The organism is Ruminococcus flavefaciens ND2009 (assembly GCF_000621785.1).
In the GTDB taxonomy this organism is placed as follows: domain Bacteria; phylum Bacillota; class Clostridia; order Oscillospirales; family Ruminococcaceae; genus Ruminococcus; species Ruminococcus flavefaciens_C.
Map to the genome: position 1 here is coordinate 123,861 of NZ_JHXI01000011.1, position 14,283 is coordinate 138,143.

Consider the following 14,283-nt stretch of genomic DNA (forward strand, 5'->3'; position numbering starts at 1 on the left):
ATAGATATGAAAAAGCTTAACAAGATACTTACAGCGCTGGTAGCAGCAGCTGTTTCCGCAGGAGCTACGGGCTCTATCGCCTATGCAAAGAATGGCGGCAGAAGCACAGAGGCTCCCCAAAAGTCCGTAAAGACAGCAGCCGACAGCGACACGGGCTCCAGAAAAGCAAACGGTGAGAACGCCTACAAGGACGAGACCGTTTACGTTCTCTGCAACAGCGACTCCTCCGTGAAGAACGTGGTAGTCAGCGACTGGCTGAAAAATGCTCCTGCTATGGTGAACATCTCGGATATATCCGACCTGAGCAATATCGTCAACGTAAAGGGCGATGAGTCCTTTGAGCTCAACGGCGAGGAGCTCACCTGGGAGGCTGAGGGCAGCGACATCTACTACAAGGGCAATTCCGACAAGGACCTCCCCGTGGACGTTACCATGGAGTACTTCCTGGACGGAAAGAAAATGGCTCCCGAGGATATAAAGGGCAAGAGCGGACATCTGGTCATCCGCTGGACATACAAGAACAATCAGAAAGTTACAAAGAATATAGGCGGCGAGAACAAGGAGCTGTATGTTCCTTTCATGGCTGCCAGTGCCGCTGTGCTCAGCACGGACAAATACATAAATGTTGAGGTCACAAACGGCAAGGTCATTTCCGACGGCTCAAAGCTCATCGTTGTGGGCATGGCATTCCCGGGACTGGGGGACAGTCTGGCACTTGACAAGATAGAGGGCATGAGCATTGAGGTGCCCGAAAGCTTCGAGGTCTCCGCAGACGTTACGGACTTTGAGATGAATACCTCCGTGACAGTGGTCTCCAACGAGATATTCTCACAGCTGGACGTTGACAACGCTGCCGACTTCGGCGACCTGAAGGATAAGCTCAAGGAGCTCAGCGACGGTGCGGAGAAGCTCTCCGACGGCACAGCAGCTCTCTATGACGGCATAAAGAAGCTCTCGGGCGGCACAGGAGACCTTACAGACGGTATCGACAAGCTCCTTGCAGGCTCTCTGGAGCTGAAAAACGGCGCCTCAGACCTTGACAGCGGCGCAAAGAAGATAACCGACGGTGCAAAGACTCTCTCCGACTCCACAGGCACATTTGCAAGCGGTCTGGGCAGCGCAAAGGACGGCTCTGCAAAGCTGAAAGACGGTCTGGGACAGGTCAGCACCGGCGCTTCCGATTTATCAAAGGGTCTTGGCAGTGCTAAGGAGGGTTCATCGGCACTGGTGGGCGGCTTCTCACAGGTCACCGCAGGGGCTGACGCTCTCAGCAGCGGACTCAAGGACGCAAAGGCAGGCTCAGACGCCCTTACAGCAGGCTTCAGACAGGTGGACGAGGGCGCAGCAGCTCTCAACGCAGGTGCAGGCACATTTTCGGGCGGCGTAGGCGCTCTCACAGACGGCAGCAAGCAGGTAAAGGACGGCTCCGCACAGCTTTCACAGGGCGCAGCTGCTCTCAGCGACGGAGCTGCACAGCTCAGCACCTCGGCAGGACAGCTTTCAGAGGGGATAACCTCCGCAAAGACGGGCGCTGACTCTCTCTCAGAGGGCATTGGCTCCGCAAAGACAGGCGCAGACCAGCTCACAGAGGGCGCGGCAGCTCTCAGCGAGGGCGCTTCACAGCTGGGCGCAGGCATAACACAGGCAGGGGCTTCCCTTGATACTACTATAGCCGCAAACGAGCAGGCTCTGGCAGCATTGCAGGCATTATACCAGCAGGCTCCCTCACAGGAGCTGGCTGTGGCAATAGGCACATTACAGCAGACCATAGACGGTCAGAAGCAGATCTCAGCTTCCATGGCAGAGGGCGGTCAGCTCAGCGCAGGCGCAGCTTCCGTACAGGCAGGAGCACAGCAGCTCTCGGGCGGTCTGGGACAGCTCGGTGCAGGTCTTGACACTGCACAGAAGGGAGCGTCTGCTTTACAGGGAGGTCTCGGCACTCTGGACGAGGGCGGAAAGGCTCTCTTCGCAGGCGCACAGCAGCTCTCGGGCTCTACCGCACAGCTTTCTAAGGGCGCCGCAGATCTTAACACAGGCGCAGCTGCCCTGGATACAGGCATTGGCACTCTGGCAGGCGGCAGCACTGAGCTCATCGGCGGTCTGGACTCCCTCATAAAGGGAATCACTCAGCTCAGCAGCGGCAACGCTTCCCTGAATGACGGTCTCGGCAAGCTCTCCGCGGGAGCTGTTGACCTGACAGGCGGACTTGGTCAGCTTTCAGACGGCGCTTCCGCACTGGACAGCGGTCTTGCTCAGCTTTCACAGGGCTCATTCACTCTGAACGGCGGTCTGGGACAGCTCTCAGACGGCGCTGCAACTCTGGACGGTGGTCTTGCTCAGCTCTACGGCGGCAGCTCGCAGCTCTCGGGCGGCGCAAAGACTCTCTATGACTCTCTGAAGCAGCTCAGCGCAGGTGCAGCAAAGCTTTCAGGCGGCTCGGGAGAGCTATACAACGGCATAGGTGCCCTCAGCTCGGGCAGCACTGAGCTCATAGGCGGCGTAGGCAAGCTTGAAAGCGGTGCCAAGGAGCTCAATGACGGCATGATAAAGTTCAACGACGAGGGCATTTCCGTGCTCACAGGAGCCGTTGACAAGAACCTCCCCGAGATCATCGACACTCTCAAGGCTCTCAGGGACGCCTCCCGCGACTACAACAGCTATTCGGGCATTTCTGATAAAATGGACGGCAGCGTGAAGTTCATCTATCTCGTTGACGGTACAAAATAAACAAAAACCGAAGCCCCGAAGCATTTTATTCAAAGTGCTTCGGGGCTTTGTTTTGTTTGATTGCTCATAAAAATCATAATTTACATTTGTAGGGGACGCCGCCCTCGGCGTCCCGTTGGGCGTGTAATATATCTCGCGGGACGCCGAGTGACTCCCTACGGTGTAGGGAGATGTCAGCAAAGCTGACAGAGGGTACGTGCAGCTGTTAGCTGCAGCGTCCCCTACATTAGCTAACAGCAATTATAGCATAACATCGCTGCACTATCAATAAAAACGCCATAGCACTTCTGATTTTGCACCAGAAATACTATGGCATAAAACTTCTGTACCAGCGCCTCACTTACGGTGCTGCTTTTTTACTGATCCGCTCATCGGAAGGAGCTTCTGCGCCGGCAGGCTATCTCCGCATACTTCCGCTTGGTGGCGAGACCTCCGCGGATATGGCGCTCCTGCTTGTTTTTCTCCAGCACCTCCTTGACTCTGCGGTAGAGCTGCGGGTCCTCGCGGCGCAGCCTTTCGCTGACGTCTTTGTGAACAGTGCTTTTTGAGATCCCGAACTTATTGGCAGCGCCGCGCACGGTAGCACCTGTCTCGGTAATGTATCTGCCCAGCATGACCGCCCTTCCCTCAGGCTGATCCTTCAAACATATCACCTCTTTCCCTTGCATTTACTAATGTATATGCCAAAGGGTAAGGCGGTAAGAACTCCCGGTTATTTTGCGGAGACTGTGCCCTTCACAGCATATCAGCGCATAAAAAGAAAAAATCCGCAGATAATACTGCGGAAGGAGCTGATAATATGAAGATAACACCCGAGCTTTACAGCGATATGACAAAACAGGTCTCGCCAAAGTCTGATTACAAGGTAAACCTTACGTCCGCCTTTCTTGTGGGCGGAGCTATATGTGCCCTGGGACAGGTCATCATGGAGCTTCTCGAGGCTTACGGACTCGAACACACCGAATCGGGCACATGGACCTCCATAATCCTTGTTGGGCTGAGCGCCCTGTGCACAGGTACGGGCTGGTACCAGAAGCTGGCAAAGCACGCAGGGGCAGGAACTCTCGTCCCTGTCACAGGCTTTTCCAATGCCATAAGCTCATGCGCCATAGAAGCCCGCTCCGAGGGACCCGTCCTCGGCGTGGGAGCCAAGATATTCACCATAGCAGGACCCGTTATCCTCTACGGCTGCTCAGCCGCCACCCTCTACGGAATGATCTATTATTTAGTGGTCAGTTTTTAGTGCTTAGTTGGGACGCCCGTTGGGCGTCCTGCACAGCAAATGCCGCACATTTACGCGCCGTAAGCGATGTACAACTGACATTACTATTAATAGTAAGCGAGTCTGCGAGCGTCAACGCGGTCAGCGGTCAAGTAGACACTGCGCCGATACATAGCATAATATCCGCCGCACATTTACGCACCGTAAGCGATGTACAGCTGACGTTACTATTAACAGTAAGCGAGTTTACGAGCGTCAGCGTGGTCAGCGGTCGAGCTGGCTCAGCTCGAAAAAAATAAGCAGGGCAAATGCCCTGCTTGTTAGATAAACAGATGAAAATAAATATGTGTAGAACAAAAGAAAGGAGACAACAAAACGAGTGTTAATAATTAAGAATTATTTAACACTATAGTTATTATACAGTATTTTCCCTTTCCCGTCAAGCAAATCCACTCACTTTTGTAAAATTGCACAACTTTGAGCAGAATAACTCTGACATTTTTCATAACATTCCTTCAAAAAATACTGACAAGTGTAAAATTTTACAAAAGGAGTCCTTTAAAAAGTCTGACAAAACCTCGCAATATAGGCAATCTGCCAAAAATTAGCCTGATAAATTTGTAACAAAGAAGCAAAAAAGGTGTTTACAAAAAAACAGATTTGTGGTATAATTATTCTCAGTAGTTATACATGGTTAACGCCCACCCCGTTAAGCATCTCTATAACCCAACTTTTTATATTTTTTCAGGAGGTATATTCCTATGGCAATCAAAAGAAAAATGAAAACAATGGACGGTAATAATGCCGCTGCATATGTTTCTTACGCCTTCACGGAAGTTGCCGGTATCTATCCGATCACACCTTCCAGCCCGATGGCAGACTATGTTGATCAGTGGTCCGCTCAGGGTGTAAAGAACATTTTCGGCACTACCGTTAAGGTTGAGGAGATGCAGTCCGAAGCCGGTGCAGCAGGTACTGTTCACGGTTCTCTGAACGCCGGTGCTCTTACCACGACCTATACTGCTTCTCAGGGTCTTCTCCTTATGATCCCGAATATGTACAAGATCGCCGGTGAGCTTCTTCCCTGCGTGTTCCACGTTTCTGCACGCTGCGTAGCTTCTCACGCACTCAACATCTTCGGTGACCACTCAGACGTTTATGCTTGCCGTCAGACCGGTTTTGCAATGCTCGCTGAGACAAATCCCCAGGAAGTTATGGATCTTGCTGCTGTTGCTCATCTCGCTTCCATCAAGAGCCGTGTTCCTTTCATCAACTTCTTCGACGGTTTCCGTACATCACACGAGATCCAGAAGATCGCGATCTGGGATTACGAGGATCTTAAGGAAATGTGCGACATGGACGCTGTAAAGGCATTCCGTGACCGTGCTCTCAATCCTGAGAATCCTACAATGCGCGGTTCTCACGAAAACGGAGATATATTCTTCCAGCACCGTGAGGCTTGCAACTCCTACTACAACGCTGTTCCCGGAATCGTTGAGGAGTACATGGACAAGGTAAATGCAAAGCTCGGCACAGACTATAAGCTCTTCAACTACTACGGTGCTCCCGATGCAGAGCGCGTTATCGTTGCAATGGGTTCTATCTGCGACGTTGCTGAGGAAGTTATCGACTACCTGAACAAGAAGGGTGAGAAGGTCGGTATCGTTAAGGTTCGCCTGTTCCGTCCTTTCTCTGCTGAGAAGCTGGTTGAGGCTATTCCTGCAACAGCAAAGACAATCGCTGTACTCGACAGAACCAAGGAGCCCGGCTCTCTCGGTGAGCCTCTCTACCTCGATGTAGTTGCTGCTCTTAATACTACAGGCAGAACAGGTATCAAGGTTATCGGCGGCCGTTACGGTCTCGGTTCCAAGGATACTCCTCCTGCATCTGTATTCGCTGTATATGCAGAGCTCGCTAAGGCTGATCCCAAGCCTCAGTTCACACTCGGTATCGTTGATGATGTTACAAACCTCTCACTTGCTGAGGAAGACGCTCCCAACACAGCAGCAGAAGGCACTATCGAGTGCAAGTTCTGGGGTCTCGGCGGCGACGGTACAGTTGGTGCTAACAAGGACTCTATCAAGATCATCGGCGACCACACTGACAAGTACGTTCAGGCTTACTTCCAGTATGACTCAAAGAAGACCGGCGGTATCACTATCTCACATCTGCGTTTTGGTGATAAGCCCATCAAGAGCCCTTACTACATAAACAAGGCTGACTTCGTTGCTTGTCACAATCCTTCATACATCCTCAAGGGCTACAAGATGGTAAACGATGTAAAGCCCGGCGGTGTATTCCTTATCAACTGCCAGTGGAAGCCCGAGGAGCTCGATCAGCACCTCTCAGCTGATACAAAGCAGTATATCGCAAAGAACAACATCCAGCTCTATCTGGTCAACGCTATAGACCTTGCACAGGAGATCGGTCTTGGCAAGCGTACAAACACAATTCTCCAGTCTGCATTCTTCTCACTTTCAAAGGTTCTTCCCGAGGCTGAGGCTATCAGCTACATGAAGGAAAAGGCTCAGAAGTTCATGAAGAAGGGTATCGAGATCGTTCAGATGAACGAGAAGGCTATCGACGCAGGCGCAAACGCTTATGTCAAGGTAGACGTTCCCGCTGAGTGGGCAAATGCTGTTGATAACTCCGCACCCGCTAAGCTCGAGGGCCCGGAGAAGCTCGTCAAGATGGTTGAAGGCATCATGAACCCCGTTGGCAAGATGCTCGGTGATACTCTCCCTGTATCTGCATTCTCAGATCACGTTGACGGTACATTCGAGCAGGGTGCTTCCGCTTACGAAAAGCGCGGAGTTGCTGTTATGGTTCCCGAGTGGAATCAGGATACTTGTGCAAAATGTAACAAGTGTTCATTTGTATGCCCTCACGCAACAATCCGTCCCTTCGCTCTGACAGAGGCTGAGGTCGCAGCTGCTCCCGAGAACATCAAGATCGCTCCCAAGCCTATCGCAAAGAGCGATTACAAGTACACTCTCGCTGTTTCCGCTATGGACTGCATGGGCTGCGGCGTATGTATCGGTGTCTGCCCCACAAAGTCACTCAAGATGGTTCCCAGAGAGTCACAGGAGCCTCAGCAGGCAGTATTCGATTACTGTGTTGCTAAGGTAACAGAGAAGGCTGATGTAGCAACTGACGCTAACGTTATCTCCAGCCAGTACAAGAAGCCTCTCCTTGAATTCTCCGGTTCATGTGCAGGCTGTGCTGAGACTTCATATGCAAGACTCATCACTCAGCTCTTCGGTTCAAGAATGTACATCTCCAACGCAACAGGATGTTCTTCTATCTGGGGCGGTCCTGCTGCTACTTCACCTTACACTGTTGATGCAAACGGTCACGGTCCTGCATGGGCTAACTCACTGTTCGAGGACAACGCTGAGCACGGTCTCGGTATGTATCTCGGTCAGAAGGCTATCCGTGAGAGACTCATTGAGGAAGTAAAGGAAATAGCTGCAAGCGACAAGGCATCTGCAGAAGTTAAGGCTGCTGCTGATGAGTACCTCGCAACTGTTAACGATGGTGCTAAGAATACTGCTGCAACTGCTGCACTCGTTGCTGCACTTGAGAAGTGCGACTGCAAGTGCGATAAGAAGGCAGATATCCTTGAGAACAAGAACTACCTCTCCAAGAAGTCCGTATGGATCTTCGGCGGCGACGGTTGGGCTTATGATATCGGATTCGGCGGTCTTGACCACGTTCTCGCTACAGGCGAAGATGTAAACATCATGGTATTCGATACCGAGGTTTACTCCAACACAGGCGGACAGGCTTCCAAGTCCTCCAACATCGGTCAGGTTGCACAGTTCGCAGCAGCAGGTAAGGCAATCGCTAAGAAGCGCCTTGCTGACATCGCTATGAGCTACGGCTACATCTATGTTGCACAGATCGCTATGGGTGCTGACATGAACCAGACACTCAAGGCAATCAAGGAAGCTGAGGCTTATCCGGGTCCCTCACTCATCATCGGCTATGCTCCTTGTGAGATGCACTCTATCAAGGGCGGTATGACTAACTGTCAGTCTGAGATGGAGAAGGCTGTTAAGTGCGGCTACTGGAACAACTTCCGTTATGATCCTCGTCTTGCTGCTGAGGGCAAGAATCCCTTCCAGCTCGACTCCAAGGCTCCCACAGAGTCTTATCAGGACTTCATCATGAACGAGGCTCGTTACAGCGCACTCACACGTTCATTCCCCGATCGTGCTAAGGAGCTGTTCGCGAAGGCTGAGAAGACAGCAGCTAATCGTTACGAGTACCTCACAAAGCTTGCTGAAAAGTAAGAAGCGTTACGATGCACTCGTCCACGTTGACTGTCGCTTACGGCGTTTTAACGTGTAATATGCACATACGAATATAATAAAACTCCCCGATACGGACAAGTATCGGGGAGTTTTTGTATTGTAGGGGACGGCGTCCTCGACGTCCCTTGTATTATTGTTATTCACATCTTCTTATTGTAATAAGCCGTAACCGCAAAATAAACGATAAGAATAAACATCATACAGCAGGTAAGAACAATGCTTACTGTCATGCTGATGAATCTGAACACAATAGAAGCTATCAGCATACTTGCAAGAATAATAAAGAATGAAGCCTTTGCCGATTGAAGCGTTATCTGTTTTTTTCTTTCGTCAACGCTGTTGATGTACATTTCTTTCAATAGCTTTTCGTTCTTGAGCGCTTTCCTGTTTCTGTGTATATTAATCACCGAAATAGCTATCATAGCAGCAAAAAATCCGACTGTACCGTTGCCGTCACGATGATTCGGACTAAATACAACGACAAGAACAGCTCCTATTATCGAAAGGGCTATAAAAAGCCAGTAAATGCAGTTGCTTGTAACAAGTTGTTTTTTGAACTTTTCCATAATTATCCTCCTTAAAGGTTTTCCTCACCCTCGAATATGAACAGTTCCTCGATAGTAACGCCGAAGAACTGCGCCGCTTTGTGGGCAAGAGTGAGGGACGCATTGTATTTTCCGTTTTCCAGTGATATTATAGTCTGCCGCGTGACGCTGAGAGCGTCGGCAAGCTCCTGCTGAGTGACCTTTCTCGCCTTTCTCAGCTCCTGAATCTTATTCTTCAACTGCTCGCCTCCCTTTTTAATGTAAAGTTAGCTTTACTTCTTCTGTGATTATAGTATAGCACGCTTTACATTTTTTGTCAAGCCAGCTTTACATATTTTTATTTTTTAACATAAAATCCTCCCAAAAAACTATAAATTATCTGTATTTTCAGCAGAAGAAGTCAAAAAAGCGCAGAATATCACCACATACTATTGACAAATAGTAATAATTATGTTATAATCAACGTAGAATTTGCGCAATCTCTGAAAATATTTTACAAAGGATATGAACTACAATGAAAAAGACTTTTACCAAGATCGCAGCAACACTTTCAGCAGCTCTGCTCGGCGCACTTCCCATGGCTAACAGCCTTACAGCAAGCGCTGCAACAACAGTTACAAAAACTTACAGAACATACTGGTACTATAGCGGCGGTGCTCAGCAGACCAGAAGAGTCGATGTTGAATTCTTCACAAATAAGCCTCTGTATCTTCAGGGCAGTGCAAGAACAACAGGCTGCCTCAACGGCTGGATGGACTTTGAGACAGGAAGCGGATCACAGTACGGCGCTCTCCACTACAAGCGCTGGAAGACCAATAACATCACTTCAGGTGTAGGTATAATGTTCAAGACTGTTACAGAGGTCCAGACATCATCAGGTCTTACATATAACGATCTTATCGGCAGATGTGATATCACAGCATATGATGCTTATGACCATGTAATTCCCAATGTATCATACAGCTTCTCAGCCAATACATACCTTGTTGGCGATATCAACGGTAACGGCGTAGTAAACTCCACTGACCGCACACTGCTCAATAGAATAATCAAGGGCCAGTTTGCACCTACAACAGGTACTGAGATCTACGCTTCAGATATCGACGGTGACGGCGATCACGATCAGACAGATTTACAGTTCCTCGATGGCTATCTCAACGGATGGTACACACTTACACAGATCCAGGCATAAGATAATTGCACATACGATAAAAAAAGGGCGATAAAGTATTTATCGCCCTTTTTAATACAGTAAACAGGTACATATCTATATACACACCGCCAGCCATAATGAGATATTATTCTCACTTTGGCTGTTTTTTTATTATCTCAGAATTTCTTTTCCTTCTGTATTTTATCCGTTTTATTATATATAGTATCTGCCAGAAAATCATTGCAGGGAAAACAGGCACAAGGCAGCCGAAAACAAGAATGCCGTTCCAGGAAAAGGTGTCCCAGAAAGCCTCTGCTCCGTACCAGGTATCGCCCATAAAGCTGAAACCATCTGACATACTGTTTATGGAAGATATTATCAACAGCACAAACGGCAGGAATGACAGTATAAAGCTCATCAGATAGAGCCCTGATACAGGCTTCTTCCCTGTCTCTGCACGTTTCCTGAGCCTCCACGAGACCAGCACTGCGGACAGGCCTGCCAGCGACACAAAGGTACACCAGTATGGCACCACTGTTATGACATCGTCAATATAGCACGGTCCCTTCTCAAGCCCGTACCAGATATACAGCACCGCAGATATGGATAAAACAGTGCATAAGCCGAATATGGCAAGCAATGCCTTTTCATATTTTTTCATATTATCAACTCCTTTACGTGTCAGTCGCCTTTTTGTACTTCACTGTCATGATGCCATAAAGCACCTGCCAGAACAGCATAAACGGAAAAATCGGGATAAGTATACAGCCCAGAAGTATACCGTATAAAACTATAGTTCCCCAGAGCACGCTCCGGTCGAAGCCGCCGCTGACTGCGCCTGCGATACCTACTATGAGCAGCACTGCTAAGGGCAGAAAGCTGAGCAGGAAGCTCACCTTATAAAGCTTTGATATGGGAGCCTTCCCCGCCTCTCTGCGCTTCCTGAGCCTCCATGACACCAGCACGCCGATAACACCGAAAACTCCGCCGAACATAAGGTAATATGGCAGAACCTCCTCAAAATTATCAAGATATCCGATACCTTTCCCGAGCATGAAAAATGAAATCAATAAAAATGCAAGTGATAAAACCGTACAGCTGCCGAATACAGCTATAAGTATCTTCTCGTATTTTTTCATAAGCTCAGCTCCTTTCAGCCTTCAGGCGTTTCCTTGCTTTGATCCTTCTGACGATGTAGAACACCTGCCAGAAAACGCAGAACGGGAACACGGGGATAATAATGAACACAAGCCCCATAATCATAAATGCGTCCTCAAAGGCTTCCCAACCGTAGCTTACCGACCACAGGAAGTAAAATCCAGCCTTCATGCAGTAAGCCGAGTAAGCCACCAGCAGCACAAAGGGGATAAACGAGCAGATGAAGGACACTGTGTAGCCCCTTGATATTTCCTTTTTGCCGCTGTTTCTGCGCCTGCGGAGGAGAACCGACATGAGCACTCCGATCTGTGCAAGAACGCATATTACGACCAGCGCTCCCCATGGTGACATATAGGCAAGTCCGAAGTAGTCGGGCAGCGGTGCACGGAAGCGGTCCAAGACAGCGTCCGCAATACACCTTAATATGAAAACGATGATACCGCCTGCCGCGGTGTAAAGAATTATCTTTTCAGCCTTTTTCATAACATCGCTCCCCTTTCCGAGGTGCCGCCTGCACCTCCTCTGTTGTACTCATGATACCACAGAAAAGGAGGATTTTGAAGATGTCACCCGTCACTTCCGCAGTGACATCTGTCACTAAAAAAGCGCCTGTACTGTGAAAGCTCACAAATACAGGCGCATTTCTTTGTGTAAAACGCGGAACTTCCGAAAAACTTTTCTGTTATACAACTGTTTTCCGTTGTTTTGAGTGCCATTCCGCACTACTTATGAGAGCAGCTTTTTTCTGTGCCTCGCCGTCAGGCGACACCAAAACTTTCAACTCTAAACTCTCAACTTTCAACTCATTACTGCTTTATTCCCCATATATTTGCAGCGTAGTCCGCGATAGTGCGGTCGGAGCTGAATTTGCCCGAATTGCACATATTCAGCCACTGCTTGCGGGCGAAGGCGTGTCTGTCAGCGCTGTAGTCCTTTATGCAGCGGAGCTTGGTCTCAACGTAGTCCCTCATATCGCCCAGGAGGTAATAATGGTCGGGAGCGTGCCAGCTTGCACCGTCAAGGAGAGCGGTGTAGAGCTCGCGGAAATCGCCGCTTCCCCCGTCGGAAACGGTGCCGTCAATAAGTGATGATACCACCTTTTTCACCATGGGGTCATTGGCGAAAATGCTTCTGCTGTCATACTCGGGAACTATCTTCTCCAGGTCCTCAACACGGGCACCGAAGATGTAGTTGTTCTCCTCCCCTGCCTCCTGAACTATCTCGATATTGGCGCCGTCAAAGGTGCCGAGGGTAACAGCGCCGTTGAGCATGAGCTTCATATTGCCTGTGCCGCTGGCTTCCGTACCTGCTGTGGAGATCTGCTCGGAGACGTCAGCCGCTGCCACCAGCTTTTCGGCGTAGGACACGTTATAGTTCTGGACGAATACCACCTTTATGAGGTCACGGGTATCGGGGTCTGAGGAGACTATCCTGCCCACCTCGTTGATGAACTTTATTATCGCCTTTGCGCGGCGGTATCCCGGAGCGGACTTGGCTCCGAAGATGAAGGTGGTGGGAGTAAAGTCCTGAATACTGCCGTCCTTTATGCCGTAGTAGATCCACAGGATAGAGAAGGCGTTGAGGAGCTGTCTCTTGTACTCGTGAAGGCGCTTTATCTGAATGTCGAAAACAGTATTTGCATCGGTGTCTATGCCGTCATGAGCCTTTATAAAGTCTGCAAGCTGCTGCTTCTTGCCCTGCTTGATGTCGATGAAGCGGCGGAGCACATTTTCATCATCGGCAAACTTAACCAGCTCACGGAGTCTGTCAAGGACATTTATCCAGTTATCATCCCCAAGAAGCTCAGTGATAAGAGAGGAGAGCTCCCTGTTGCAGAGGGCTATCCAGCGGCGCTGAGTGATACCGTTGGTCTCGTTGCGGAACTTCTCGGGCGCAAGGCTGAACCAGTCCGCCAGCACGGAATCCTTGAGTATCTGGGTGTGTATCTCCGCAACGCCATTGATGTGGCTGGAAGCATAGCACGCCATATCCGCCATGTGGATAAGGTCTCCCTTGATAATCTTTATGCGGTCGGTCTTTTCCTTCTGTACGCCTGCTGCGTACATATCTGCGATAAGGGCTTCATTTATCTGTATGATTATGCTGTATATCCTGGGGAGAAGCTCCTCCACCAGATCGGTGCGCCACTTTTCAAGGGCTTCCTGCATAACGGTATGATTGGTATAGTTGAATATCTTTTTCGCCATTTCAAGGGCTTTTTCAAAGGTGAATCCCTCGTTGTCCACCAGCTGTCTTATGAGCTCGGGGATAGAAATAACAGGGTGGGTATCATTGAGCTGAACTGATATATAGTCCGCCAGGTTTTCCAGAGTACCGAAGCGAGCCTTGTGCTTCCTGATAATGTCCGTGAGAGACGCACAGCTGAAGAAATACTGCTGCTTCAGACGGAGCTTCTTTCCCTCGTCGGTATCGTCATTGGGATAAAGCACACGGGAGATGTCCTCGGCGTATATCTTCTCCCTTGACGCCTCAAGGTAGTCCTGCTTGTTGAACAGGTCAAAGTCGAACTCCTTCACGGGCTCAGCCTGCCACAGCCTGAGAGTTCCCACATTCTCGGTGCGGAAGCCGAATACAGGCATATCGTATGGCACAGCCTTCACGGTCTGACCGCTGTACTCGATAAGGACAGTGTCCTCGTCGCAGCGCACCGACCACGGGTCACCATAGCGTGTCCAGTCGTCGATGTCCTCCTTCTGGAAGCCGTCCTCGATGGACTGCTTGAACAGACCGTACTTGTAGCGTATACCATAGCCGTCAAGGGGCAGAGCCAGAGTTGCGGCGCTGTCAAGGAAGCAGGCTGCAAGACGTCCCAGACCGCCGTTTCCGAGAGCGGCGTCCTCTATCTCCTCAAGGCTTGCAAGGTCGATACCCAGCTCCCTGAAAGCTTCGTCCACCTCGTCATAGATACCCAGCACCAGCAGGTTATTGTAGACTGCCCTTCCCACCAGGAACTCCATAGACAGATAGGCAGCGCGGCGCTTTGAAAGGTGCTGCTGACGGGCGTTATCCCAGCGGTCGGCAAACATCTCCATAACTGTCTTACCCAGTGCGTCGTGAAGCTGCTGCGGCGACGCAGACTTTATATCCTTGGGAAGCTTCCCCGTAAATTTCTCAATAAACAATTCCTTGTCCATATACCCT

General features: G+C 49.9%; 12 protein-coding genes. 5 read left to right on the top strand and 7 right to left on the bottom strand.

The window, feature by feature from the left end; genetic code table 11:
- Nucleotides 1-6: 6 nt before the first annotated feature.
- A complete protein-coding gene (locus T488_RS0103540) occupies nt 7-2,727 on the top strand; it encodes a hypothetical protein (RefSeq protein ID WP_028519606.1) in 2,721 nt (906 codons plus the stop codon).
- Nucleotides 2,728-3,095: 368 nt separating this feature from the next.
- Here T488_RS0103540 and T488_RS0103545 read toward each other — a convergent pair whose 3' ends face one another.
- Nucleotides 3,096-3,371, bottom strand: coding sequence for a sporulation transcriptional regulator SpoIIID (locus T488_RS0103545; RefSeq protein ID WP_028519607.1), 276 nt, complete (start codon nt 3,369-3,371; stop codon nt 3,096-3,098).
- Nucleotides 3,372-3,407: 36 nt separating this feature from the next.
- Between T488_RS0103545 and T488_RS20230 the strand changes: the two genes are divergently transcribed.
- The 3 genes from T488_RS20230 (at nt 3,408) to nifJ (ending at nt 8,244) form a co-directional block, all read left to right on the top strand.
- Nucleotides 3,408-3,530, top strand: coding sequence for a hypothetical protein (locus tag T488_RS20230; RefSeq protein WP_278245057.1), 123 nt, complete (start codon nt 3,408-3,410; stop codon nt 3,528-3,530).
- Entirely contained in the window at nt 3,527-3,970 is a 444-nt protein-coding gene (locus T488_RS0103555; RefSeq protein ID WP_028519608.1) for a SpoVA/SpoVAEb family sporulation membrane protein, read from the top strand. Before T488_RS20230 ends, T488_RS0103555 begins: the two co-directional genes overlap by 4 nt.
- Before the next feature lie 746 nt (nt 3,971-4,716).
- Entirely contained in the window at nt 4,717-8,244 is a 3,528-nt protein-coding gene (nifJ, locus tag T488_RS0103560) for a pyruvate:ferredoxin (flavodoxin) oxidoreductase (protein WP_028519609.1), read from the top strand.
- Between the two features lie 161 nt (nt 8,245-8,405).
- Here the strand turns inward: nifJ and T488_RS0103565 are convergent, their stop codons facing one another.
- On the bottom strand, nt 8,406-8,831 hold the full coding sequence (locus T488_RS0103565; protein ID WP_028519610.1) for a hypothetical protein: 426 nt from the start codon (nt 8,829-8,831) through the stop codon (nt 8,406-8,408).
- 11 nt (nt 8,832-8,842) lie between these two features.
- Nucleotides 8,843-9,049: a helix-turn-helix transcriptional regulator gene (locus T488_RS0103570; RefSeq protein WP_028516074.1), complete on the bottom strand. Its 207-nt coding sequence runs from the start codon at nt 9,047-9,049 to the stop codon at nt 8,843-8,845.
- Nucleotides 9,050-9,324: 275 nt separating this feature from the next.
- On the opposite strand from T488_RS0103570, the gene T488_RS0103575 reads away from it, so the two are divergent.
- Nucleotides 9,325-10,002: a dockerin type I repeat-containing protein gene (locus T488_RS0103575; RefSeq protein WP_028519611.1), complete on the top strand. Its 678-nt coding sequence runs from the start codon at nt 9,325-9,327 to the stop codon at nt 10,000-10,002.
- Between the two features lie 112 nt (nt 10,003-10,114).
- On the opposite strand, the gene T488_RS0103580 is transcribed toward T488_RS0103575, so the two are convergent.
- The 4 genes from T488_RS0103580 to T488_RS0103595 all read right to left on the bottom strand — a co-directional run bounded on the left by T488_RS0103580 (nt 10,115) and on the right by T488_RS0103595 (nt 14,276).
- Nucleotides 10,115-10,624: a hypothetical protein gene (locus T488_RS0103580; protein ID WP_028519612.1), complete on the bottom strand. Its 510-nt coding sequence runs from the start codon at nt 10,622-10,624 to the stop codon at nt 10,115-10,117.
- A 13-nt stretch (nt 10,625-10,637) separates the two neighbouring features.
- Nucleotides 10,638-11,102: a hypothetical protein gene (locus T488_RS0103585; RefSeq protein ID WP_028519613.1), complete on the bottom strand. Its 465-nt coding sequence runs from the start codon at nt 11,100-11,102 to the stop codon at nt 10,638-10,640.
- Between the two features lie 4 nt (nt 11,103-11,106).
- Entirely contained in the window at nt 11,107-11,604 is a 498-nt protein-coding gene (locus tag T488_RS0103590; RefSeq protein WP_028519614.1) for a hypothetical protein, read from the bottom strand.
- A gap of 323 nt (nt 11,605-11,927) precedes the next feature.
- Nucleotides 11,928-14,276 (bottom strand): glycogen/starch/alpha-glucan phosphorylase, encoded by a 2,349-nt coding sequence (locus T488_RS0103595; RefSeq protein ID WP_028519615.1) that lies wholly within the window; start codon nt 14,274-14,276, stop codon nt 11,928-11,930.
- Between the last annotated feature and the right edge of the window lie 7 nt (nt 14,277-14,283).

Excerpts from the sequence above, each read along its gene's own strand:
- T488_RS0103540 (WP_028519606.1), top strand. The coding sequence starts at position 7 with ATGAAAAAGCTTAACAAGATACTTACAGCGCTGGTAGCAGCAGCTGTT.
- T488_RS20230 (WP_278245057.1), top strand. The coding sequence starts at position 3,408 with ATGCCAAAGGGTAAGGCGGTAAGAACTCCCGGTTATTTTGCGGAGACT.
- T488_RS0103555 (WP_028519608.1), top strand. The coding sequence starts at position 3,527 with ATGAAGATAACACCCGAGCTTTACAGCGATATGACAAAACAGGTCTCG.
- T488_RS0103565 (WP_028519610.1), bottom strand. The coding sequence starts at position 8,831 with ATGGAAAAGTTCAAAAAACAACTTGTTACAAGCAACTGCATTTACTGG.
- T488_RS0103575 (WP_028519611.1), top strand. The coding sequence starts at position 9,325 with ATGAAAAAGACTTTTACCAAGATCGCAGCAACACTTTCAGCAGCTCTG.
- T488_RS0103580 (WP_028519612.1), bottom strand. The coding sequence starts at position 10,624 with ATGAAAAAATATGAAAAGGCATTGCTTGCCATATTCGGCTTATGCACT.
- T488_RS0103585 (WP_028519613.1), bottom strand. The coding sequence starts at position 11,102 with ATGAAAAAATACGAGAAGATACTTATAGCTGTATTCGGCAGCTGTACG.
- T488_RS0103590 (WP_028519614.1), bottom strand. The coding sequence starts at position 11,604 with ATGAAAAAGGCTGAAAAGATAATTCTTTACACCGCGGCAGGCGGTATC.
- T488_RS0103595 (WP_028519615.1), bottom strand. The coding sequence starts at position 14,276 with ATGGACAAGGAATTGTTTATTGAGAAATTTACGGGGAAGCTTCCCAAG.